The 22,434-nt window shown below is 56.2% G+C and carries 21 protein-coding genes; 13 read left to right on the top strand and 8 right to left on the bottom strand.

What is annotated here, in order from left to right; all coding sequences use genetic code 11:
- Positions 1-120 precede the first annotated feature (120 nt).
- Positions 121-1,815 carry a nitrate/nitrite two-component system sensor histidine kinase NarQ gene (gene narQ / locus ACMGGM_RS07295; RefSeq protein ID WP_045134553.1) on the bottom strand — a complete coding sequence of 565 codons (1,695 nt, stop codon included), beginning with the start codon at positions 1,813-1,815 and terminating at the stop codon, positions 121-123.
- Between the two features lie 220 nt (positions 1,816-2,035).
- On the opposite strand from narQ, the gene nudK reads away from it, so the two are divergent.
- Both nudK and ACMGGM_RS07285 read left to right on the top strand, forming a co-directional pair.
- Positions 2,036-2,626: a GDP-mannose pyrophosphatase NudK gene (gene nudK, locus ACMGGM_RS07290; protein ID WP_014884757.1), complete on the top strand. Its 591-nt coding sequence runs from the start codon at positions 2,036-2,038 to the stop codon at positions 2,624-2,626.
- Between the two features lie 109 nt (positions 2,627-2,735).
- Positions 2,736-3,779 (top strand): DUF1176 domain-containing protein, encoded by a 1,044-nt coding sequence (locus ACMGGM_RS07285; protein ID WP_023331047.1) that lies wholly within the window; start codon positions 2,736-2,738, stop codon positions 3,777-3,779.
- 69 nt (positions 3,780-3,848) lie between these two features.
- Here ACMGGM_RS07285 and tkt read toward each other — a convergent pair whose 3' ends face one another.
- Entirely contained in the window at positions 3,849-5,837 is a 1,989-nt protein-coding gene (gene tkt, locus ACMGGM_RS07280) for a transketolase (RefSeq protein WP_045134552.1), read from the bottom strand.
- Positions 5,838-5,856: 19 nt separating this feature from the next.
- The gene (gene tal / locus ACMGGM_RS07275; protein ID WP_014884754.1) at positions 5,857-6,807 is read right to left on the bottom strand and encodes a transaldolase; all 951 of its coding nucleotides are present in this window, start codon (positions 6,805-6,807) and stop codon (positions 5,857-5,859) included.
- Between the two features lie 289 nt (positions 6,808-7,096).
- Here tal and maeB point away from each other — a divergent pair, with 289 nt between their 5' ends.
- Positions 7,097-9,376, top strand: coding sequence for an NADP-dependent oxaloacetate-decarboxylating malate dehydrogenase (gene maeB / locus ACMGGM_RS07270; RefSeq protein ID WP_023331046.1), 2,280 nt, complete (start codon positions 7,097-7,099; stop codon positions 9,374-9,376).
- A 79-nt stretch (positions 9,377-9,455) separates the two neighbouring features.
- Here maeB and hemF read toward each other — a convergent pair whose 3' ends face one another.
- Positions 9,456-10,355, bottom strand: a complete 900-nt coding sequence (hemF, locus tag ACMGGM_RS07265; RefSeq protein WP_014884752.1) for an oxygen-dependent coproporphyrinogen oxidase — start codon at positions 10,353-10,355, stop codon at positions 9,456-9,458.
- A complete protein-coding gene (gene amiA, locus ACMGGM_RS07260; protein WP_014884751.1) occupies positions 10,355-11,230 on the bottom strand; it encodes an N-acetylmuramoyl-L-alanine amidase AmiA in 876 nt (291 codons plus the stop codon). Before amiA ends, hemF begins: the two co-directional genes overlap by 1 nt.
- Positions 11,231-11,442: 212 nt before the next feature.
- On the opposite strand from amiA, the gene ACMGGM_RS07255 reads away from it, so the two are divergent.
- The 10 genes from ACMGGM_RS07255 (at position 11,443) to pdxK (ending at position 19,775) form a co-directional block, all read left to right on the top strand.
- Complete coding sequence (locus ACMGGM_RS07255) at positions 11,443-11,868, top strand: GNAT family acetyltransferase (protein WP_014884750.1); 426 nt, start codon at positions 11,443-11,445, stop codon at positions 11,866-11,868.
- Positions 11,855-12,304 (top strand): DUF2919 domain-containing protein, encoded by a 450-nt coding sequence (locus ACMGGM_RS07250; protein WP_023331045.1) that lies wholly within the window; start codon positions 11,855-11,857, stop codon positions 12,302-12,304. The genes ACMGGM_RS07255 and ACMGGM_RS07250 overlap by 14 nt, the downstream gene beginning before the upstream one ends.
- 63 nt (positions 12,305-12,367) lie before the next feature.
- Positions 12,368-12,943 (top strand): RpoE-regulated lipoprotein, encoded by a 576-nt coding sequence (locus tag ACMGGM_RS07245; RefSeq protein ID WP_014884748.1) that lies wholly within the window; start codon positions 12,368-12,370, stop codon positions 12,941-12,943.
- 92 nt (positions 12,944-13,035) lie between these two features.
- A complete protein-coding gene (locus tag ACMGGM_RS07240; RefSeq protein WP_023331044.1) occupies positions 13,036-13,935 on the top strand; it encodes a Dyp-type peroxidase in 900 nt (299 codons plus the stop codon).
- 163 nt (positions 13,936-14,098) lie between these two features.
- Positions 14,099-15,112 carry a sulfate ABC transporter substrate-binding protein gene (locus tag ACMGGM_RS07235; protein WP_023331043.1) on the top strand — a complete coding sequence of 338 codons (1,014 nt, stop codon included), beginning with the start codon at positions 14,099-14,101 and terminating at the stop codon, positions 15,110-15,112.
- Entirely contained in the window at positions 15,112-15,945 is an 834-nt protein-coding gene (gene cysT / locus ACMGGM_RS07230) for a sulfate/thiosulfate ABC transporter permease CysT (protein ID WP_023331042.1), read from the top strand. Before ACMGGM_RS07235 ends, cysT begins: the two co-directional genes overlap by 1 nt.
- A complete protein-coding gene (gene cysW, locus ACMGGM_RS07225; protein WP_023331041.1) occupies positions 15,945-16,820 on the top strand; it encodes a sulfate/thiosulfate ABC transporter permease CysW in 876 nt (291 codons plus the stop codon). The genes cysT and cysW overlap by 1 nt, the downstream gene beginning before the upstream one ends.
- Complete coding sequence (gene cysA / locus ACMGGM_RS07220; RefSeq protein WP_014884743.1) at positions 16,810-17,904, top strand: sulfate/thiosulfate ABC transporter ATP-binding protein CysA; 1,095 nt, start codon at positions 16,810-16,812, stop codon at positions 17,902-17,904. Before cysW ends, cysA begins: the two co-directional genes overlap by 11 nt.
- Before the next feature lie 117 nt (positions 17,905-18,021).
- Positions 18,022-18,933, top strand: coding sequence for a cysteine synthase CysM (gene cysM, locus ACMGGM_RS07215; RefSeq protein ID WP_023331040.1), 912 nt, complete (start codon positions 18,022-18,024; stop codon positions 18,931-18,933).
- Positions 18,934-18,938: 5 nt separating this feature from the next.
- Positions 18,939-19,775 (top strand): pyridoxine/pyridoxal/pyridoxamine kinase, encoded by an 837-nt coding sequence (gene pdxK / locus ACMGGM_RS07210; RefSeq protein ID WP_023331039.1) that lies wholly within the window; start codon positions 18,939-18,941, stop codon positions 19,773-19,775.
- A 44-nt stretch (positions 19,776-19,819) separates the two neighbouring features.
- Here pdxK and crr read toward each other — a convergent pair whose 3' ends face one another.
- From crr to ptsH, 3 genes are read right to left on the bottom strand one after another with little or no spacing between them, the layout of a single operon-like run.
- Entirely contained in the window at positions 19,820-20,329 is a 510-nt protein-coding gene (gene crr, locus ACMGGM_RS07205) for a PTS glucose transporter subunit IIA (RefSeq protein ID WP_003861316.1), read from the bottom strand.
- Between the two features lie 40 nt (positions 20,330-20,369).
- A complete protein-coding gene (gene ptsI / locus ACMGGM_RS07200; protein ID WP_014884740.1) occupies positions 20,370-22,097 on the bottom strand; it encodes a phosphoenolpyruvate-protein phosphotransferase PtsI in 1,728 nt (575 codons plus the stop codon).
- Positions 22,098-22,141: 44 nt separating this feature from the next.
- Complete coding sequence (gene ptsH / locus ACMGGM_RS07195) at positions 22,142-22,399, bottom strand: phosphocarrier protein Hpr (protein ID WP_000487600.1); 258 nt, start codon at positions 22,397-22,399, stop codon at positions 22,142-22,144.
- Positions 22,400-22,434 lie beyond the last annotated feature (35 nt).

Raw genomic sequence — 22,434 nt, 5'->3', positions numbered from 1 at the left:
GCACGTCATTATTGTTTATTGCCCGCCTAACTTTAGCGGTAAGGCCCAGGTCAAACGTGGAGAAATAAAGGAGATAGTGTAAATTATCATGCGCTTTTCCCTGCGCTTGCCTCTTTACCGTTATTTACCCGTTAACGGCGCAGGCACCGGGAACGTCACGCAGACCAGCGTGCCGCCGTTTTGCGGTTGCGAAAAGTGCAGCATGCCTCCGAGTCGTTGTGCGCGCTCACGCATAATGTTCAGTCCGTAGTGTCCGGGCGGTTCGCTTGCCTCGCCAATCCCGATGCCGTTGTCGCGAATGCTGACGCTGTGCGTGCCATCCACCGCCGTTACGCAGCTAACGGTAATTTCGCTGGCCTGGGCGTGCTTAATCGCATTCAGAACGGCTTCCCGGACGATCTGCAATAAATGCACCTGTTTCTGGGCGTCAAGCGCCAGGGAGGAGAGACGACAGTCGAGGTGCAGCCTGGCCTGCGTCTGGCTCTGCAGGGCATCGAGAGACTCCTGCAGCGCTGCGGGTAAATTCGCATGATTTAACGTCAGCCGGAAGGTCGTCAGCAGCTCGCGCAGCTGCTGCCAGGCGTTGTTCAGCTCGCGGGAGAAGTCGGTGATGATAGTTTGCGCGGGAGCATTATCCGCTGGCAACGCGCGTTTAAGCAGGGCAAGCTGGATCCGCAGATAAGACAGCACCTGCGCCAGCGAATCGTGCAGTTCCCGGGCGATGGTGGCGCGTTCTTCCATCAGCAGCAGCTGCTGGTAATGCTTTTGCGCCTGGTTAAAGTACAGCCCGCGCCCGAGCATGGTCGCCACGCTTCTCATCAGCGGGAGGGGAACGCTGTCCGTCTCGCTTTGCCAGCGCAGTTCACCGTAAAGGGTGTCCTGCATCAGTACCGGCAGATTTTGCATCGGGATGCTGCCCGACGCGGTCCCTTCACACAGTCGCCAGTCGTCACTGGTGCGGAGTTCCAGGTAATTCATCTGAGTGTATTCATGGACAATCTGCAATATGTGCCGAAAACAATGGCTGTCTATCTGCCCCGTATTCAACGCCTGGGAGCATTTAAACAGCATGTCGAGCTGCTGGTGGGCTTCGTGCAAATGTCGTGTCTTTTCCGCCACGGAAGCTTCAAGCGACCGATAAAGGGTGTGTAGCTCCCCCGACATATGGTTGAAAGCGCGGGAAAGTTGGCCCAGCTCGTTGGGTAGGGCGGTATCCGGCGCAGGCGTCGTAAATTCACCTCGCTCAATCCGCTCGCTGGCCGCCACCAGATTATTCAGCGGTAATACGACCTGGCGGCGGATACGCCGCAGGGTAAACAGCGTCAGCAGCAGGATCCCGAGGGCGCCAGCCAGAGAGAGGAGGGTCACTGTCTGGATTTTATGTTCACTGTAATGCTGGAGGGCGAGCACAAAGGCATCAATGCGGCCGACAAAATCCTCAATATGCGCGGCATACCATGCGCTGTCACCGCGGGCGATGTGCTTATCCATTTCCAGCCAGGCAAACTGCAGTTGCTGGTAGCGCGTTTTGACATTGCCCGGAACGTACCAGCGGTTCAGCTTTTGCAGGGAAGGTGCGCTCAATGTCTGCCGCCAGTTCTCACGATGCGCCATAAGGGAAGGGCTGTTACGCTGCATCTCGTAACCGAGACGATAGCTCTGCATGCGCAGTGAACCCGCAACGTTGATGGCTTCAGCGTCGCGCTGGCTGCTGGCAAGCGTCAGTAGCGCGACGCTGCTGGTCAGCACGGAGAGAACAATTATCGAAAAGAAAGCCCAGGCAAGGCTTCCGGAAACGGGTCGCTTAACGGTCACAGAACGGCTCTCTGGGAGAAATAATCAGACGTTTCGGGCAGGTGTACATTGCCTGATAACGCAGTGATGAGTAAACACTTTATTCATACGTACAGTAAGGTTATTGCGCCTGGCGCAGCTGGAAACATCATCCAGCGAGAAACGCGCCGTCTGAACCCACGGGCGACAAAGCGAGCGTCACGGCGTAGTATAAACAGACTCATTTTGCCGTGGAGCCCGTATGTCCCTGAACATTACCGTTATCAAAGACAAAATCCTTTCTGAAAATTACTTTGTCCTGCGTAACATCACTTACGATTTAACCCGTAAGAACGGGGACGTTATTCGCCATAAACGCGAAGTCTACGACCGGGGCAATGGCGCTACCATTCTGCTGTATAACCGCGAAAAGCAAAGCGTGGTATTGATTCGTCAGTTTCGGGTGGCGACATGGGTCAATGGCAACGCGGACGGGCGCCTGATTGAAACCTGCGCCGGTCTGCTTGATGACGATGAGCCGGAAGTCTGTATTCGCAAAGAAGCCATAGAGGAAACGGGTTTTGAGGTGGGTGCGGTACAAAAAGTCTTTGAGCTTTTCATGTCTCCAGGCGGGGTGACCGAGCTGGTCCACTTCTTCGTTGCGGAATACACCGACGCTCAGCGTACTCACCGCGGCGGCGGGGTCGAGGATGAAGATATTGAAGTGCTTGAAATGCCCTTCGCTCAGGCGCTGGAAATGGTGAAAAGCGGCGAGATACGCGACGGTAAAGCGGTGATCCTGCTGCAGTATCTGCAAACCAGCGGCGTGATGAACGCCGCGCAGGTCCGGTGATAAGTTATATTTCAGATAAATCTATCCGATAAATCCGATTGAGCCCGCCCGTCCAGGGCACGAAGATACGCCCCAGATTGACCTTTTCGTTTCCGGGGCTGTGCCATTCATGCGCTACTGCGTTTTGCTTCTCTTCTTTTTTTGCGTGCTACCCGCACCTCTGGTGTGGGCTGCACCTGCGCAGCAGTCTTTCTCTGACTGGCAGGTCACCTGCAATAACCAGAATTTTTGCGTTGCCCGAAATACCGGTGAACACCGCGGGCTGGTGATGACGCTGAGCCGTAGCGCTGGGGCAAAAACGGACGCCAGCCTGCGTATCGATCTCGGCGGGCTTTCGGCTCCTCCGGTAAAAGAGCCTGACATCGCCCCCCGACTGCTGCTCGACGACGTTCCCTTAAAACTCAATGCCCAGCACTGGCAGTTAACGCCCTGGCATCTCAAGACTGACGATACGGGTACCCTCACCACGTTTCTGAAAACGATTCAGGAAGGACAGAGGCTGACCCTGCGCGGAGGGAAGCAGACGATCTCTCTGGTCGGACTGAAAGCGGCGCTGCTGTTTATCGACGCTCAGCAAAAGCGCGTGGGGAGCGAAACAGCATGGATTAAAAAAGGGGATAGCCCGCCGCTGAGCGTGCCTCCAGCTCCGGCATTAAAAAAGGTGGCCGTGGTGAACCCCACGCCAACGCCACTCTCCCACGCTGAACTAAACGATCTGCTGGATTACGGCACCTGGCGGATGAACAACAGCCAGTGCTCGCTGGATCCTAACCGCCGCGAAGTGCGCGTCACCGCATTAACGGATGATAAAGCGCTGCTGATCGTCAGCTGCGAGGCGGGGGCTTACAATACGGTCGATCTGGCGTGGCTGGTATCGCGTAAAAAACCGTTTACCGCGCGCAGCGTCAGGCTGCGTCTGCCGTTTACCCCGTCCAGTCAGAGTAGCGATATGGAACTGATGAACGCCAGCTTCGATGAAAAAACACGCGAGCTGACGACGCTCGCACTGGGGCGTGGGATCGGTGATTGTGGGATCCAGACGCGCTGGCGTTTCGACGGCCAGCGCTTCCGCCTGGTGCGGTATGCGGAAGAGCCAAGCTGCGATAACTGGAACGGGCCGGACGCCTGGCCCACGCTGTGGATCACGCGGTAGTCCGGCTTACGATTTGATGGTGTTGTAGGCCGGGTAAGGCGTAGCCGCCACCCGGCAACGAAGACCGCACTAAAGCACGCTCAACGCCTTCTCCACCACGTTCTCAACGGTAAAGCCGAAGTACGGGAACAGCTTGTCGGCAGGGGCGGACTCACCGTAGCCCCGCATACCGACAATCGCCCCCTTCAGCCCCACATACTTATACCAGTAGTCGGCAATTCCCGCTTCCACCGCCACGCGCGCCGCGACGCTGGAGGGGAGCACCGATTCACGGTATGCCTCGTCCTGGGAATCAAAGATATCCGTTGAAGGCAGGGAAACGACGCGCACCGCGTGACCTTCGGCAGTCAGTTTCTCCGCCGCTTTCACCGTGATTTCCACCTCAGAACCCGTGGCAATCAGGATCACGTCCGGTTTGCCGCCGCTGTCCTTCAGGATGTACCCGCCGCGGGCGATATTTTTCACCTGCTCCGGGGTGCGCTCAATCTGCGCCAGGTTTTGACGCGACAGGATCAGCGCCGTCGGGCCGTTATGGCGCTCAACCGCCAGCTTCCAGCCCACTGCCGCTTCGACCTGATCGCACGGACGCCATGTGCTGAAGTTTGGCGTTAAGCGCAGGCTCGCCAGCTGTTCCACCGCCTGGTGCGTCGGGCCATCTTCACCCAGCCCGATAGAGTCGTGGGTGTAGACCATGATCTGCCGGGCCTTCATCAGCGCCGCCATGCGCGCTGCGTTACGGGCGTACTCAACGAACATCAGGAAGGTGGCGGTGTAGGGCACGAAGCCGCCGTGATGGGCGATACCGTTGGCAATGGCGGTCATCCCGAACTCGCGCACGCCGTAGTGGATATAGTTTCCGGCGATGTCCTCTTTCAGCGATTTCGAGCCCGACCAGATGGTCAGGTTACTCGGCGCCAGATCCGCCGAGCCGCCGAGCAGTTCGGGCAGGATAGGGCCGATGGCATTCAGGGTGTTTTGCGACGCCTTACGGGTGGCGATTTTCGCCGGGTTAGACTGCAGGTTTTCAATCAGTGCCTGGGTTTTATCGTCCCAGTCTTCCGGCAGACCACCGCTCATGCGGCGGGAAAACTCAGCCGCCAGTTCCGGGTATGCTTTTTTGTAGGCGGCAAATTTTTCGTTCCAGGCATGCTGGGCTTTTTCACCCGTTTCGCGCGCATCCCATGCCTTGTAGATCTCTTTCGGGATCTCAAACGGCGGGTATTTCCAGCCCAGTTTCTGTCGGGTCAGTGCCACCTCTTCTTCGCCGAGCGCCGCGCCGTGCGCTTCTTCTTTACCTGCTTTGTTTGGTGAGCCAAAGCCGATGACCGTACGGCAGATAATCAGGGACGGTTTGTCCTTCACGCTCTGCGCTTCCTGAATCGCTTTTTTCACCGCTTCGGGATCGTGGCCGTCGATCTCATGCACGACGTGCCAGTGATAGGCTTCGAAGCGTTTCGCCGTGTCGTCGGTGAACCAGCCCTCGGTTTCCCCGTCAATGGAGATGCCGTTGTGGTCGTAAAAGCCGATCAGCTTGCCGAGCCCCAGCGTGCCCGCCAGCGAGCAGACTTCATGCGAAATCCCCTCCATCAGGCAACCGTCACCCATAAACACGTACGTGTAGTGATCGACAATCTCGTGGTCCGGCTGGTTAAACTGTGCCGCCAGCGTGCGTTCGGCAATCGCGAGTCCGACGGCGTTGGCCAGCCCCTGACCCAGCGGTCCGGTGGTGGTTTCGACACCCGGCGTATAGCCGATTTCCGGGTGACCCGGGGTTTTCGAATGCAGCTGGCGGAAATTCTTCAGCTCCTCAAGCGGCAGATCATAGCCGGACAGGTGCAGCAGGCTGTAGAGCAGCATCGAGGCGTGGCCGTTAGACAGAATAAAGCGGTCACGATCGTACCAGGCAGGATCGTTGGGGTTGTGCTTCAGGAAGTCGTTCCACAACACTTCGGCAATATCAGCCATGCCCATGGGGGCGCCAGGGTGGCCGGAATTGGCTTTCTGCACGGCATCCATGCTGAGGGCGCGGATGGCATTGGCGAGCTCTTTACGGGACATAGTTCACTCCATGGCAAGGTTAAAGTTTGGCGGCGAGTAGGTCTTCAAGTTTGCGCTGGTCGACGGCGAACAGGCGGATGCCTTCCGCCAGTTTATCCACGGCCATCGCGTCCTGATTGTGCTCCCAGCGGAACTCGGCTTCGGTCATGGCCTTCGGTTTCGGCAGGACGGTGGAGGTTGGCACCAGTTTGCGGATCACCGTCTCTTCTTTGTCCTGTAATTCTTTAAGCAGGTTAGGGGAGATGGTCAGGCGGTCGCAGCCTGCCAGGGCGAGGATCTGCTCGGTACGGCGGAAGCTGGCCCCCATCACGATGGTTTCATAGCGGTGCTGTTTGTAGTAGTCGTAGATATTTCGCACTGACTTCACGCCCGGATCTTCCTCGACTACGTACGGGTCCATGGGCTGTTTCGCCTGATACCAGTCGTAGATGCGCCCGACAAACGGCGAGACGAGGAACACGCCCGCTTCAGCACAGGCGCGTGCCTGTGCAAACGAGAACAGCAGCGTCAGGTTGCAGTGGATACCCTCTTTTTCCAGCACCTCTGCCGCGCGGATACCTTCCCACGTCGACGCGAGCTTGATCAGAATGCGTGACGTATCAATTCCCTGCTCCTGGTAGAGTTCAACCAGACGACGCGCTTTCGTAATACTCTTTTCTTTATCGAACGAGAGGCGGGCGTCCACTTCGGTCGAGACGCGTCCTGGAATGCTTTTCAGAATTTCTGCACCAAAATTAACCGCCAGTTTGTCGCTGGCTTCGGCAACCTGTTGCTCCTGCGTTTTGCCGCGCTTCTTGCCGTAAGCAATCGCGTCATCAATCAGATGGCTAAAATGGGCAAGCCCTGCCGCTTTCAGAAGCAGGGAAGGGTTGGTGGTCGCGTCCTCCGGCTGATAGTGGCGAATCGACTCGATATCGCCGCTGTCCGCAACCACGGTGGTGAATTGTTTGATGCCGTCTAGCTGGTTCATAAATCATTACTCCTTGGAAATAAAAGAGTTAGATGAGTGCGTTAGTTCACACTTCTGAGAAAATCATGATGGACTTAACAAAAAAGCATAGCAGACGGGGGAGGCATTGCTTTTGAGACGGGTAACATGGCTGTTATAAATTGATAACAATTTTTAATGTGTGATGGTGAGAGTTTGGCAGCCTTCAAAGTTTATGCGCTGTCCTGAGGCGATACTAGGCGGCACACCAGGGTGTGCATCAGGATCGCAAACGTCACCCTTTTGACCGATACGTGAAAGGAAAAATAAGATGGATGAGCAGTTGAAACAGAGTGCCCTCGATTTTCACGAGTTCCCCGTTCCGGGCAAAATCCAGGTTTCCCCAACCAAGCCGCTGGCGACTCAGCGCGATCTGGCTCTTGCCTACTCACCGGGCGTGGCGGCACCGTGTCTGGAAATCGAAAAAGATCCGCTGGCGGCCTATAAGTACACCGCGCGCGGTAACCTGGTCGCGGTGATCTCTAACGGTACGGCGGTACTCGGCCTTGGCAACATTGGTGCGCTGGCGGGTAAGCCGGTGATGGAAGGGAAGGGCGTTCTATTCAAGAAATTCGCCGGTATCGACGTGTTCGATATCGAAGTGGACGAGCTGGACCCGGATAAATTCATTAACGTCGTCGCCGCGCTGGAGCCAACCTTCGGCGGTATCAACCTGGAAGACATCAAAGCGCCGGAATGTTTCTATATCGAGCAGAAGCTGCGCGAGCGTATGAACATCCCCGTGTTCCATGACGACCAGCACGGTACGGCCATTATCAGCACCGCCGCCATTCTGAACGGCCTGCGCGTGGTCGAGAAAAATCTTTCCGACGTGCGTATGGTGGTCTCCGGCGCGGGCGCGGCGGCCATCGCCTGTATGAACCTGCTGGTGGCGCTGGGGATGCAGAAACACAACATCGTGGTTTGCGATTCCAAAGGCGTGATCTACAAAGGCCGTGAGCCAAACATGGCGGAAACCAAAGCGGCGTATGCGGTGGACGATGACGGCAAACGCACGCTTGAGGACGTGATTGACGGTGCGGACATCTTCCTTGGCTGCTCGGGCCCGAAAGTGCTGACCCAGGAGATGGTGAAGAAGATGGCGCGTGCGCCAATGATCCTGGCCCTGGCGAACCCTGAACCGGAAATTCTGCCGCCGCTGGCGAAAGCGGTGCGTGAAGACGCCATTATCTGTACCGGCCGTTCGGACTACCCGAACCAGGTGAACAACGTGCTCTGCTTCCCGTTCATCTTCCGTGGCGCGCTGGACGTTGGTGCAACGGCGATCAACGAAGAGATGAAGCTGGCAGCGGTTCACGCCATCGCGGAACTGGCGCATGCCGAGCAGAGCGAAGTGGTGGCTTCTGCCTATGGCGATCAGGATCTGAGCTTCGGGCCTGACTACATCATCCCTAAACCGTTTGACCCGCGACTGATCGTGAAGATCGCGCCAGCGGTGGCCAAAGCGGCAATGGACTCCGGGGTGGCAACGCGTCCGATCCAGGACTTCGACGCTTACGTTGATAAACTCACCGAGTTCGTCTACAAAACCAACCTGTTTATGAAGCCAATTTTCTCTCAGGCCCGCGCGGACGCAAAACGCGTGGTGCTGGCGGAAGGGGAAGAGGCGCGCGTGCTGCATGCCACCCAGGAGCTGGTGAGCCTCGGGCTGGCGAAGCCGATCCTGATTGGTCGTCCGAGCGTCATCGAGATGCGCATTCAGAAACTGGGGCTGCAGATTAAGCCGGGTGTGGACTTTGAGATCGTCAATAACGAATCCGATCCGCGCTTTAAAGAGTACTGGAACGAATACTACGCGATCATGAAGCGTCGTGGGATCACCCAGGAGCAGGCGCAGCGGGCGGTGATCAGCAATACCACGGTGATCGGCGCGATTATGGTCCATCGCGGCGAAGCGGATGCGCTGATCTGCGGTACCATCGGCGATTACCACGAGCATTTCAGCGTGGTGCAGGAGATCTTCGGCTACCGCGAAGGGGTTCACGCCGCCGGAGCGATGAACGCGCTGCTGCTGCCAAGCGGGAACACGTTTATCGCCGATACCTACGTTAACGACGATCCAACCCCGGACGAGCTGGCGGAGATCACCGTGATGGCGGCAGAAACCGTGCGTCGCTTTGGTATTGAGCCGAAAGTGGCGCTGCTGTCGCACTCTAACTTTGGTTCGTCTAAATCAGCGGCGGCGTGCAAAATGCGTCAGACGCTGGAGCGGGTGCGCGAGCGTGCGCCGGAGCTGATGATTGACGGAGAAATGCACGGCGATGCCGCGCTGGTGGAAAGCATCCGCAACGAGCGTATGCCGGACAGTCCGCTGAAAGGCTCGGCAAACATCCTGATTATGCCGAACGTGGAAGCGGCGCGTATCAGCTACAACCTGCTGCGCGTATCCAGCTCTGAAGGGGTGACCGTAGGGCCGGTACTGATGGGCGTGGCGAAACCGGTGCATGTATTAACGCCGATTGCCTCTGTGCGACGCATCGTGAACATGGTGGCGCTGGCGGTGGTTGAGGCGCAGACGCAGCCTCTGTAGCGGCGGTGCGTCGGGTGGCGCGTTCGCTTACCCGACCTACGGGTTAACCAGGCCGGATAAGCGCAGCGCCGTCCGGCAATTACACCCAGTCGCGTACTTTCAGAAACTCACTCAAGGCAGCCTCCGGGCTGCCTTCTTTTGGCTCGTAACAGTATTCCCAGCGTACCAGCGGCGGCATCGACATTAAAATCGACTCCGTGCGCCCGCCGGTCTGCAGGCCGAAGAGCGTCCCGCGATCCCACACCAGGTTAAACTCCACGTAGCGCCCGCGGCGATAAAGCTGGAATTCGCGCTCGCGCACGCCATAGTCGATATCTTTACGTCGTTCGACAATGGGCAAATAGGCCTCAGTAAAGCCTTCGCCCACCGCGCGCATAAAGCTGAACGCGGTATCAAAATCGGGCGTGTTGAGATCGTCAAAGAACAGTCCACCGATGCCGCGCTGCTCGTCGCGGTGCTTCAGGTAAAAGTAGTCATCGCACCACTTTTTAAATTTCGGGTAGACGTCTTCGCCAAACGGCAGACAAAGGTCGCGCGCGGTGGTGTGCCAATGCACGGCATCCTCTTCGAAACCGTAGTAGGGCGTTAAGTCGAAACCGCCGCCGAACCACCAGACCGGATCAGCCCCCGGTTTTTCGGCAATGAAAAAGCGTACGTTAGCGTGACTGGTCGGCACAAACGGATTATGCGGATGCACCACCAGCGAAACGCCCATCGCTTCAAAACTTCGGCCCGCCAGCTCAGGACGATGCGCTGTCGCAGAGGCGGGCATAGCGTCACCATGAACGTGGGAAAAATTCACCCCCGCCTGTTCAAAGATGCCGCCATTTCGCAATACGCGGCTGCGGCCACCGCCGCCTGCCTCACGCTGCCAGTTATCCTCCTGAAATTCACCGCCGTCTGCGGCGGCCAGTTTCTGGCAAATCTCATCCTGCAGTTGCAGCAGGAACGTTTTGACCAGTTGAGCATTGGGTTTCATTAACGTTTCCTGGCGTGCGCTTTTTGGTTATCGAACCAGTTGAAGTAACTGATAATGCCGGAGGCGATGGCGTTAGCAATCTTCTGGCGAAACGCCGTGGTGCCGAGCAGCCGCTCTTCTTCCGGATTGGTAATAAAAGATGTTTCCACGAGTACGGACGGAATTGAAGGTGACTTCAGCACCACAAACGCCGCCTGCTCGGTGCTTTTACTGTGCAAGCGGTGCACCGGCTTAATCCGTTTGAGGATATGCGAGCCGAGCGTCAGGCTATTTTTGATAGTGTCCGTCTGCACGAGGTCGAACAGCACCTGCTGTAACAGATGATCTTTGTCCGTGGCCTTCTTCCCGGCCACTTCATCCGCCCGGTTCTCACGGTCGGAGAGGTATTTTGCCATGGCGCTACTGGCCCCACGGTTGGACAGGGCAAACACCGACGCGCCCGCGGCTGACGGGTTGGTAAAGCCGTCAGCGTGAATCGACATAAACAGATCCGCGCCGTGTTGATGGGCGATCTCCACGCGGTCATACAGCGGGATAAAGGTGTCGCCAGAGCGCGTCAGACGGGCGTCAATGCCGTTGCTGCGTAAAATTGCGCGCACGTTTTTTGCAATCGCCAGCACGACGTGTTTTTCTTTTGACCCGTTTTTACCGATGGCGCCGGTATCAATCCCGCCGTGGCCCGGGTCCAGCATCACCAGACGCTTTGCGCCGGGCTTTTTGGTTTTGGGTTTACTGTGTCCGTTACTGGTTTTGAGCGTGCTCTCGTCTTTCGCCTGAGCCTGCTTTGCAATACCGGTTAACGTTAAGGCCGCCAGCCCCGCTTTGAGAACCTGACGACGCGATGTGAGTGCTTTTAATGGTTTGAATGTGCTCATGCGGCCTGAATACTAAAAAAAGGGGTCCTGGTGTTATATCGTATCGTGTTTCCCGTTACGACAGTCCTTATTGAGAATTGTTTTACTTTTCATTTCAATACGTGACAAAGTGACATTATGCCAAATTTTGGCGAGATTTTCCCCGGTTATTGGCTAAACGTCCCGTACGCGCCATAATCACTGTTTTTGAACCCGAAAAGGCGGTTAATACCATGGAGATACGCGTTTTTCGCCAGGAAGATTTCGAAGAGGTGATCACCCTTTGGGAGCGCTGCGATTTGCTGCGTCCGTGGAACGATCCGGAGATGGACATCGAACGGAAGGTGAATCACGACGTCAGTCTGTTTCTGGTCGCGGAAGTGAATGGCGAGGTTGTCGGCACCGTCATGGGCGGATATGACGGCCATCGCGGCTCGGCTTATTATCTTGGGGTCCATCCGGAATACCGTGGGCGTGGCATCGCGAATGCGTTACTGAACCGGCTTGAGAAGAAGCTGATTGCTCGCGGCTGCCCGAAAATTCAGATCATGGTGCGGGAAGATAACGACGTGGTGCTGGGCATGTATGAACGTCTGGGCTATGAGCACTCTGACGTGCTGAATTTAGGTAAACGCCTGATCGAAGATGAAGAGTACTGAGATCCATCCGGCAGACTATGACGCGCAGGGCCGCCTCAGGCTGCCTTTTTTATTCTGGTGCGTTCTGCTGCTGCAGGCGCGAACCTGGGTGCTGTTTGTGATGGCTGGCGCGTCGCGCGGGCAGGGCGACACGCTGCTGAATCTCTTCTATCCCGATCACGATGCCTTCTGGCTTGGCTTACTGCCGGGCATTCCCGCCGTTCTGGCGTTTTTGGTCAGCGGACGGCGGCATCTGATTCCACGCTTTTGGGGCGCGCTTCGCTGGCTGCTGATCATTGCCCAGACTGCGCTACTGTTCTGGCAGCCTGTACTCTGGTGGTACGGTGAACCGCTAACGGGTATCGGGATTGCGCTGGTGATCGCGGATATTGTGGCGTTGCTGTGGCTGCTGACAAATCCCCGGCTACGCGCCTGTTTTACGCAAGAGTCAGATTAGAACGGCACTTTTTACCGAAGTCGTACTCCAACAAGCGTTGATTTAACACGTAAGGACGTTTCAATGAAATCGCTGCGTTTACTTTTATGCGCTCTCCCGCTGGCATTAACCGGCTGTTCAACGCTCTCCTCCATCAACTGGTCCGCAGCCTATCCGTGGAACTGGTTTGGCGCGTCCACGGAAGTGACCGAGCAGGGCGTAGGAAAAATTACCGCATCAACCGCGCTCGATCAGGATGCCATTCAGGATGCCCTGAGCAGTGACTACCGCCTGCGTAGCGGCATGAAAACCGAGAATGGCAACATTGTGCGGTACTTTGAAGCGCTAAAAGGGGACAAACTGGCGCTGGTGATTAATGGCGATAAAGGCACGGTGAACCGCATTGCGGTGCTCGACGACGAAATCCCGACCGCCAGCGGTGTGAAAGTGGGTACGCCGTTTAGCGATCTGTATAAACAAGCCTTTGGCAACTGCACCAGCGCGCCTTCCGACGAGGGCGTCGCGGTGGAATGTAAGGCGGAAGGCAGCCAGCACATCAGCTATGTCTTCACCGGTACCTGGAGCGGTCCGGAGGGATTAATGCCGTCTGACGACACGCTGAAAAGCTGGAAAGTGAGCAAAATAGTCTGGAAGCAGTAATTTGCGCCTGAACAAACCGCCTCGCTGAAATCCGGGTATAATACCCGCCATCAATGCCACGCTGACGTGGCATCTTTATTTCAGGAGGAGCGATGTCTCAGGTTCAGAGTGGCATTTTGCCAGAACATTGCCGCGCGGCGATTTGGATCGAAGCCAATGTCAAAGGGGACGTGGATGCCCTGCGTGCGGCCAGTAAAGCGTTTGTTGATAAACTGGCGACTTTCCAGGCCAAATTCCCGGATGCCCATCTCGGCGCCGTTGTTGCTTTTGGCAATAACGTCTGGCGTCAGCTGAGCGGCGGCGAAGGGGCGGAAGAGCTGAAAGACTTTATCCCTTACGGTAAAGGTCTGGCTCCGGCCACCCAGTACGATCTGCTCATTCATATTCTCTCTCTGCGTCACGATGTTAACTTCTCCGTTGCCCAGGCCGCGGTGGCAGCGTTCGGCGACAGCATTGAGGTGCAGGAAGAAGTTCACGGTTTCCGTTGGGTAGAAGAGCGCGATCTGAGCGGCTTCGTCGACGGCACGGAAAACCCGGCGGGTGAAGAGACGCGTCGTGACGTGGCGGTCATCAAAGATGGCGTGGATGCGGGCGGCAGTTACGTGTTCGTGCAGCGCTGGGAGCATAATCTCAAGCAGCTTAACCGCATGAGCGTGCATGACCAGGAGATGATGATTGGTCGCACCAAAGAGGCGAACGAAGAGATCGACGGCGATGACCGTCCGGTGACCTCTCACCTGACCCGCGTTGACCTCAAAGAAGAGGGCAAAGGGCTGAAGATTGTCCGCCAGAGCCTGCCGTATGGCACCGCAAGCGGCACCCATGGTCTTTACTTCTGCGCGTACTGCGCACGCCTGTATAACATCGAGCAGCAGTTGATGAGCATGTTCGGCGACACTGACGGCAAGCGCGACGCGATGCTGCGCTTCACCAAACCGGTAACCGGCGGCTACTACTTCGCGCCGTCCGTTGAGCGTCTGCTGGCGCTTTAACGCCCCTCACCCGAACCCTCTCCCCGCAGGGGAGAGGGGGATTGCAGCCTTATTCCCTTTTCTGCTTCTAAATCACCAAACGGTATATAAAACCGTTACTCCTTTCGACCTCGTTATAAATATTATGACTATAAGATAGTCATCACATTTATAAGGGTGCGTAATGGCCGTTACTGTACTGAAAAAAGGAACTCTGGCGCTGGCAGGTTTATTGCTGGTGGCCCAGGCGCAGGCGACTGAGCTGCTGAACAGTTCGTATGACGTCTCCCGCGAGCTGTTTGCCGCCCTTAACCCACCGTTTGAACAGCAGTGGGCGAAAGACAATAACGGCGATAAGCTGACCATCAAACAGTCCCATGCAGGTTCTTCCAAACAGGCGCTGGCGATATTGCAGGGACTGAAGGCGGATGTCGTGACCTACAACCAGGTTACTGACGTGCAGATCCTGCACGACAAGGGCAAACTTATCCCTGCTGACTGGCAGAGCCGTCTGCCGAATAACAGCTCGCCGTTCTATTCCACCATGGGCTTCCTGGTGCGTAAAGGTAACCCGAAAAATATCCACGACTGGAGCGACCTGGTGCGTTCTGACGTGAAGCTGATTTTCCCGAACCCAAAAACCTCCGGTAACGCGCGTTACACCTATTTGGCGGCGTGGGGTGCGGCGGACAAGGCCGACGGTAACGATAAAGCCAAAACCGAGCAGTTCATGACCCAGTTCCTGAAAAACGTTGAAGTGTTTGATACCGGCGGCCGCGGGGCAACCACCACCTTCGCAGAACGTGGGCTGGGCGATGTGCTGATCAGCTTTGAGTCGGAAGTGAACAATATCCGCAAACAGTATGAAGCGCAGGGCTTTGAGGTGGTTATCCCGAAAACCAACATTCTGGCCGAATTCCCGGTGGCGTGGGTGGATAAAAACGTGAAGGCAAATGGTACTGAGAAAGCGGCAAAAGCCTATCTCAACTATCTGTACAGCCCGCAGGCGCAGACCATCATTACCGATTACTACTACCGCGTGAATAACCCGGACGTGATGAACAAACTGAAGGATAAATTCCCGCAGACCGCACTGTTCCGCGTGGAAGATCATTTCGGCTCCTGGCCTGAGGTGATGAAAACGCACTTTGCCAGCGGCGGTGAGTTAGACAAGTTGCTGGCGGCGGGGCGTAAGTAATGTTTGCAGTCTCGACCAAACGCGTGCTGCCGGGCTTTACCTTAAGTCTGGGGACCAGCCTGCTGTTCGTCTGCCTGATCCTGTTGTTGCCGCTCAGCGCACTGGTTATGCAGCTTGCGCAGATGAGCTGGGCGCAATACTGGGACGTGGTCACCAACCCGCAGGTGGTGGCCGCCTATAAAGTGACGCTGCTGTCGGCGTTTGTCGCCTCCATTTTTAACGGTGTGTTCGGCCTGCTGATGGCGTGGATCTTAACCCGCTATCGTTTCCCTGGCCGCACGCTGCTTGACGCACTGATGGATCTGCCGTTTGCGCTGCCGACGGCTGTTGCGGGCTTAACCCTTGCGTCGCTCTTCTCCGTGAACGGACTGTACGGTGAGTGGCTGGCAAAGCTTGATATCAAAGTCACCTATACCTGGCTTGGTATCGCGGTGGCGATGGCCTTTACCAGCATCCCGTTTGTGGTGCGTACCGTGCAGCCGGTGCTGGAAGAGTTGGGTCCGGAATATGAAGAAGCGGCGGAAACGCTGGGGGCCTCGCGCTGGCAGAGTTTCCGCAAGGTCGTGTTGCCGGAACTCTCCCCGGCGCTGATGGCGGGCGTTGCGCTGTCGTTTACCCGCAGCCTCGGTGAATTCGGCGCGGTGATTTTTATCGCCGGGAACATTGCCTGGAAGACGGAGGTCACCTCGCTGATGATCTTCATCCGTCTTCAGGAGTTTGATTATCCGGCGGCGAGCGCCATTGCTTCGGTGATCCTCGCAGCCTCACTGCTGCTGCTGTACTCAATTAACACTCTGCAAAGTCGCTTTGGTCGACGTGTGGTAGGTCACTGATGGCGGAAGTTACGCAATTGAAGCGATACGATGCTCCCCGTATCAACTGGGGTAAATGGTTTCTGATTGGTGTGGGCGTGCTGGTGTCCGCCCTCATTCTCGTCGTGCCGACGGTGTATATCTTCGTTCAGGCGTTCAGCAAGGGGCTGATGCCCGCGCTGGAGAACCTGGCGAATCCGGACATGCTCCATGCCATCTGGCTGACCGTACTGATTGCCCTGATCACCGTGCCGGTGAACCTGGTGTTCGGGACGCTACTGGCGTGGCTGGTGACGCGTTTTAACTTCCCGGGACGTCAGCTGCTGCTGACCCTGCTGGATATTCCGTTTGCCGTGTCGCCGGTGGTGGCGGGTCTGGTGTACCTGCTCTTTTACGGCTCTAACGGCCCGCTGGGCGGCTGGCTGGATGAGCATAACCTGCAGGTCATGTTCGCCTGGCCGGGTATGGTGCTGGTGACTATCTTCGTGACGTGTCCGTTTGTGGTGCGCGAACTGGTGCCGGTGATGTTAAGCCAGGGGAGCAACGAAGACGAAGCGGCGGTGCTGCTGGGCGCGTCAGGCTGGCAGATGTTCCGTCGCGTGACGCTGCCAAATATCCGCTGGGCGCTGCTTTACGGCGTGGTGCTGACCAACGCCCGAGCGATTGGTGAGTTTGGTGCCGTTTCCGTCGTATCCGGCTCCATCCGCGGTGAAACCCTGTCGCTGCCGTTACAGATTGAATTACTGGAACAGGACTACAACACCGTCGGTTCCTTTACTGCCGCAGCGTTACTGACGCTGATGGCTATTTTGACCCTGTTTTTGAAGAGTGTGGTGCAGTGGCGTTTAGAGAATCAGGAAAAACGTCAGCATCAGGAGGGAAATCATGAGCATTGAGATTGCCAATATTAAGAAGTCTTTTGGTCGCACCCAGGTGCTGAATGATATCTCGCTGGATATCCCTTCCGGACAAATGGTGGCGCTGCTGGGGCCGTCTGGCTCGGGTAAAACCACGCTGCTGCGTATTATCGCCGGGCTTGAGCATCAGACCAGCGGGCACATTCGCTTTCACGGCACCGATGTGAGCCGCCTGCATGCCCGCGATCGTAAAGTGGGTTTTGTGTTCCAGCACTATGCGCTGTTCCGCCACATGACCGTGTTTGACAACATTGCGTTTGGCCTGACCGTGCTGCCGCGTCGCGAACGCCCGGATGCCGCCACCATCAAAGCCAAAGTGACTAAGCTGCTGGAGATGGTGCAGCTGGCACATCTGGCGGATCGTTTCCCGGCGCAGCTGTCTGGCGGACAGAAACAGCGTGTCGCGCTGGCACGTGCGTTGGCCGTTGAGCCGCAAATTCTGCTGCTGGACGAACCGTTCGGCGCGCTGGATGCGCAGGTGCGTAAAGAACTTCGCCGCTGGCTGCGTCAGCTGCATGAAGAGCTGAAGTTTACCAGCGTCTTTGTGACCCACGATCAGGAAGAGGCGATGGAAGTGGCGGACCGCGTGGTGGTCATGAGCCAGGGCAACATCGAGCAGGTTGACGAGCCGGAGCAGCTCTGGCGTGAACCGGCGACCCGTTTCGTGCTGGAATTTATGGGTGAAGTGAACCGTCTGCAGGGCACCATTCGCGGTGGACAGTTCCACGTCGGCGCGCACCGCTGGCCGCTGGGCTATACCTCCGCGCATCAGGGGCCGGTCGATCTGTTCCTGCGTCCGTGGGAAGTGGACGTGAGCCGCCGCACCAGCCTGGATTCACCGCTGCCAGTGCAGGTACTGGAAGCTAGCCCTAAAGGGCACTACACCCAATTGGTGGTACAGCCGCTGGGCTGGTATACCGAGCCGCTGACCGTCGTCATGCGCGATGATGTGCCGCCGCACCGGGGCGAGCGTCTGTTTGTCGGCCTGCAGCATGCCCGTATTTATCACGGGAAGGAGCGCATCGAGACGCGCGAGAATATTGCTCTGGCGGAGTCAGCCTGATAGGTTATTAGGATGTTTATCGCCCGGTGGCGCAGCGCTTACCGGGCCTACAGTTATCACTGAGTCTTGTAGGCCGGGATCGCTGCGCGCCCCCGGCTTTTTTATTGAGTAAAAATCGTGAATACACTCGAACATACCATCGGCAATACCCCTCTGGTCAAACTACAACGCATGGGGTTTGCCAACGGCAGCGAAATCTGGGTCAAACTTGAGGGCAATAATCCGGCAGGTTCGGTGAAAGACCGTGCGGCGCTGTCGATGATTGTTCAGGCTGAAAAACGCGGTGAGATAAAGCCCGGCGACGTGTTGATTGAGGCCACCAGCGGCAATACCGGGATTGCACTGGCAATGATTGCGGCATTGAAAGGCTACCGCATGAAGCTGCTGATGCCGGACAACATGAGCCAGGAGCGCCGTGCCGCAATGCGTGCCTACGGGGCCGAGCTGATTCTGGTCACCAAAGAGCAGGGGATGGAAGGCGCACGCGATTTAGCCTTAGAAATGGCGGAGCGCGGCGAAGGTAAGTTGCTCGATCAGTTCAACAACCCGGATAACCCCTACGCGCATTACACCACCACCGGCCCGGAAATCTGGCAGCAAACCGACGGACGTATTACCCATTTTGTCTCCAGCATGGGCACCACCGGCACCATCACCGGCGTGTCGCGTTTTCTGCGCGAGCAGGAAAAAGCCGTCACTATCGTTGGCCTGCAGCCAGAAGAGGGGAGCAGCATTCCGGGGATTCGCCGCTGGCCAGCAGAATACATGCCGGGTATTTTTAATGCGCAGCTGGTGGATCAGGTGCTGGATATTCACCAGCGCGAGGCGGAGAATACCATGCGTGAGCTGGCCGTACGTGAAGGCATCTTCTGCGGGGTCAGCTCGGGTGGCGCGGTAGCGGGGGCGTTGCGCGTTGCGCAGGCGAATCCAGGCGCTGTTGTGGTCGCGATTATCTGCGACCGCGGCGATCGCTATCTGTCTACCGGCGTCTTTGGTGAAGAGAGTTATTCGCAGGGGGCGGGAATTTAAGCGTCATGGAGATGATTTTATTCCGGGATAACACCCGGGCGCAGCAAACCGATATTGTCGCAGTGCAGTCGCAGGTGGTTTATGGCAGCGTGGGGAACAGCATTGCGGTTCCGAATATTCGTACCCACAGGCTGAACGTCACCGCCGTGCCGACGGTATTGTTCAGCAATACGCCGCACTATGACACTTTCTACGGCGGCGTGATCCCCGATGAGTGGTTCAGCGGCTACCTGAAGGCGCTTGAAGAACGCGAGATCCTGCGCGAGCTTAAAGCGGTCACCACCGGTTATATGGGCAGCGCCAGCCAGATCGCCCTGCTGGCTGAGTGGCTGAAGGCGGTCAAAGCGCACCATCCTGACCTGCTGGTTCTGGTTGACCCGGTTATTGGCGACATTGACAGTGGAATGTACGTGAAGCCGGATATTCCGCAAGCGTATCGGGAGCACCTGTTGCCGCTGGCGCAGGGCATTACGCCAAACGTCTATGAACTGGAAGTATTAAGCGGAAAACCGTGCCGCACGCCGGAAAGCGCCGTCGCGGCAGCGCAGGGGCTGCTTTCCGATACCCTGAAATGGGTGGCGATTACCAGCGCGCCGGTCGCTGACGACCCGCACAACATCCACGTGGTGCTGGTGACGAAAGAGGGCGTTACCGTTAGCGCGCATCCGCGCGTAGAAACCGATCTGAAAGGGACGGGCGATCTGTTCTGTTCCGAGCTGGTCAGTGGTATCGTTGAGGGGAAAACCGTTGCCGATGCTATCCGCATGGCGGGGGATCGGGTGACTGACGTGATGTTGTACACCCAGTCGAAAGGGTACGACGAGCTTATCCTTCCCGCATAAACAAAAATGGCGCCCGAAGGCGCCATTTTTCTGTACGGCAAGAATTACTTCTTGATGCGGATAACCGGGGTTTCACCCACGGTGACGCTGCCAGACAGTTTGATCAGTTCTTTGATTTCGTCCATGTTGGAGATAACAACCGGCGTCAGGGTAGACTTGGCTTTTTCTTCCAGCAGTGGCAGATCGAATTCAATGACCGGGTCGCCAACTTTCACACGCTGGCCTTCTTCCGCGATACGTTTGAAGCCTTCGCCTTTCAGTTCAACGGTGTCGATACCGAAGTGAACGAACAGTTCGATACCGCTATCAGATTCGATAGAGAACGCATGGTTGGTTTCAAAAATTTTACCGATGGTGCCGTCAACTGGAGCAACCATTTTGTTGCCAGTTGGTTTGATAGCAATGCCATCACCAACGATTTTCTCAGCAAACACTACATCCGGCACGTCTTCGATGTTGACGATCTCGCCGGAGAGCGGAGCAACAATCTCAATAGTTCCGGAGTCTTTCTTATCATCAGAAACCAGAGATTTCAGTTTATCGAACAAACCCATGATCTTCTCCTAAGCAGTAATTTGGGCCGCATCTCGTGGATTAGCAGATTGTTTTTTCTTCAATGAACTTGTTAACCAGCGTCATTAACTCGTCCGTTGTCGGTTGAGCAAGAGCCTGCTCTGCTAACACCTTCGCATCTTCGAAGTTCGTGTTACGGATAATCTTCTTAATGCGCGGGATGGAAATGGCGCTCATAGAGAATTCGTCCAGACCCATACCCAGCAACAGAAGTGTAGCACGTTCGTCGCCTGCAAGCTCACCACACATGCCAGTCCATTTACCTTCTGCATGAGAAGCATCAATAACTTGCTTGATCAAGTTCAGTACGGACGGTGACATTGGCTGGTAGAGATGTGAAATCATATCATTACCACGGTCAACTGCCAGGGTGTACTGCGTTAAATCATTGGTGCCGATACTAAAGAAATCAACTTCTTTGGCTAAATGACGCGCAATGGTCGCGGCTGCTGGGGTTTCCACCATCACGCCGATCTCGATTGACTCGTCAAACGCTTTACCTTCGTCGCGCAGTTCCTGTTTGTAGATTTCGATCTCTTTCTTCAGTGCACGCACTTCTTCAACAGAGATGATCATCGGGAACATGATGCGCAGTTTACCGAAAGCAGAGGCACGCAGAATTGCGCGCACCTGGTCACGCAGGATCTCTTTGCGATCCATGGCGATACGCACTGCACGCCAGCCCAGGAACGGGTTCTCTTCTTTCGGGAAGTTCATGTATGGCAGCTCTTTGTCGCCACCGATGTCCATAGTACGGACGATAACCGCCTGAGAGCCACACGCTTCTGCTACGGCTTTATACGCAGCAAACTGCTCTTCTTCAGTAGGCAGCGCGTCACGGTCCATGAACAGGAATTCTGTACGATAGAGACCCACACCTTCCGCACCGTTGCGCTCAGCGCCTTCAACGTCACGTACGGTACCGATGTTTGCGCACACTTCAACCTGATGGCCGTCCAGGGTGATGGCTGGCAGGTCTTTCAGCTTAGCGAGTTCCGCTTTTTCAGTCGCAACTTGCTCCTGAACCGCGCGCAGTTTTTCGATCTCTTCGTTTGTTGGATTGACGTAAACCAGATTGTTTACGGCATCCAGAATCAGATAGTCGCCGTTTTTCACCTGAGAGGTGACGCTACCGGTACCCACGATGGCAGGCAGTTCCAGAGAACGGGCCATAATAGAGGTGTGGGAGGTACGGCCACCCGCGTCGGTAATGAAACCGAGGACCTTTTTCAGGTTCAACTGTGCGGTTTCGGACGGGGTGAGGTCAGCGGCAACCAGGATCACTTCATCCTGAATCGCGCTCAGGTCGATGATGGCCAGACCCAGGATGTTGCGCAGCAGGCGCTTACCGATGTCACGTACGTCAGCCGCACGTTCTTTCAGGTATTCATCATCCAGTTCTTCCAGGGCAGTTGCCTGACCTTCGATAACTTCATGCGCAGCCGCGTCGGCCGTCATGCCTTTATCTTTAATCAGGGCTATGATTTCCTGCTCCAGCTCCTCATCTTCGAGCAGCATGATATGCCCTTCGAAGATGGCTTCTTTTTCTTCACCGAAAGTTTCGCCAGCTTTAGTTTTGATTGCTTCCAGTTGCGCAGATGCCTTGGCACGACCGCTCAGAAAACGTTCAACTTCCTGATCAACCTTGTCGGCAGAAATTTTTTTCCGGTCGATGACGATCTCGTCTTCTTTCAGCAGCAGTGCTTTGCCGAAAGCGATACCCGGGGATGCTAAAATGCCTGAAATCATAACCCTACCTTACTTGTGACTGATATTTAAAAGAACCCGGAAACTTACTCGAGCTCAGCCATCAGTTTTACCAGATGCTCAACTGCTTTCTGCTCGTCTTCACCTTCCGCAGAAATGGTGACTACGGTGCCCTGAGTCAGGCCCAGAGTCTGCAGTTTGAACAGGCTTTTTGCGCTGGCGCTTTTGCCGTTGGAAGTCACAGTGATTTCAGAAGTGAAGCCTTTCGCTTCTTTAACAAACTGAGCAGCAGGGCGGGTGTGCAGACCGTTCGGAGCGGTAATGGTAACTTCTTGCTGGAACATTGTATTTCCCCAACTTATAGGTTTAGTGTTGTGGA

Source organism: Enterobacter sp. BNK-14 (assembly GCF_047456095.1).
In the GTDB taxonomy this organism is placed as follows: Bacteria; Pseudomonadota; Gammaproteobacteria; order Enterobacterales; family Enterobacteriaceae; genus Enterobacter; species Enterobacter kobei.
Note: the sequence above shows the minus strand (reverse complement) of the source record. Positions and strands in the feature narration are given on the sequence as shown.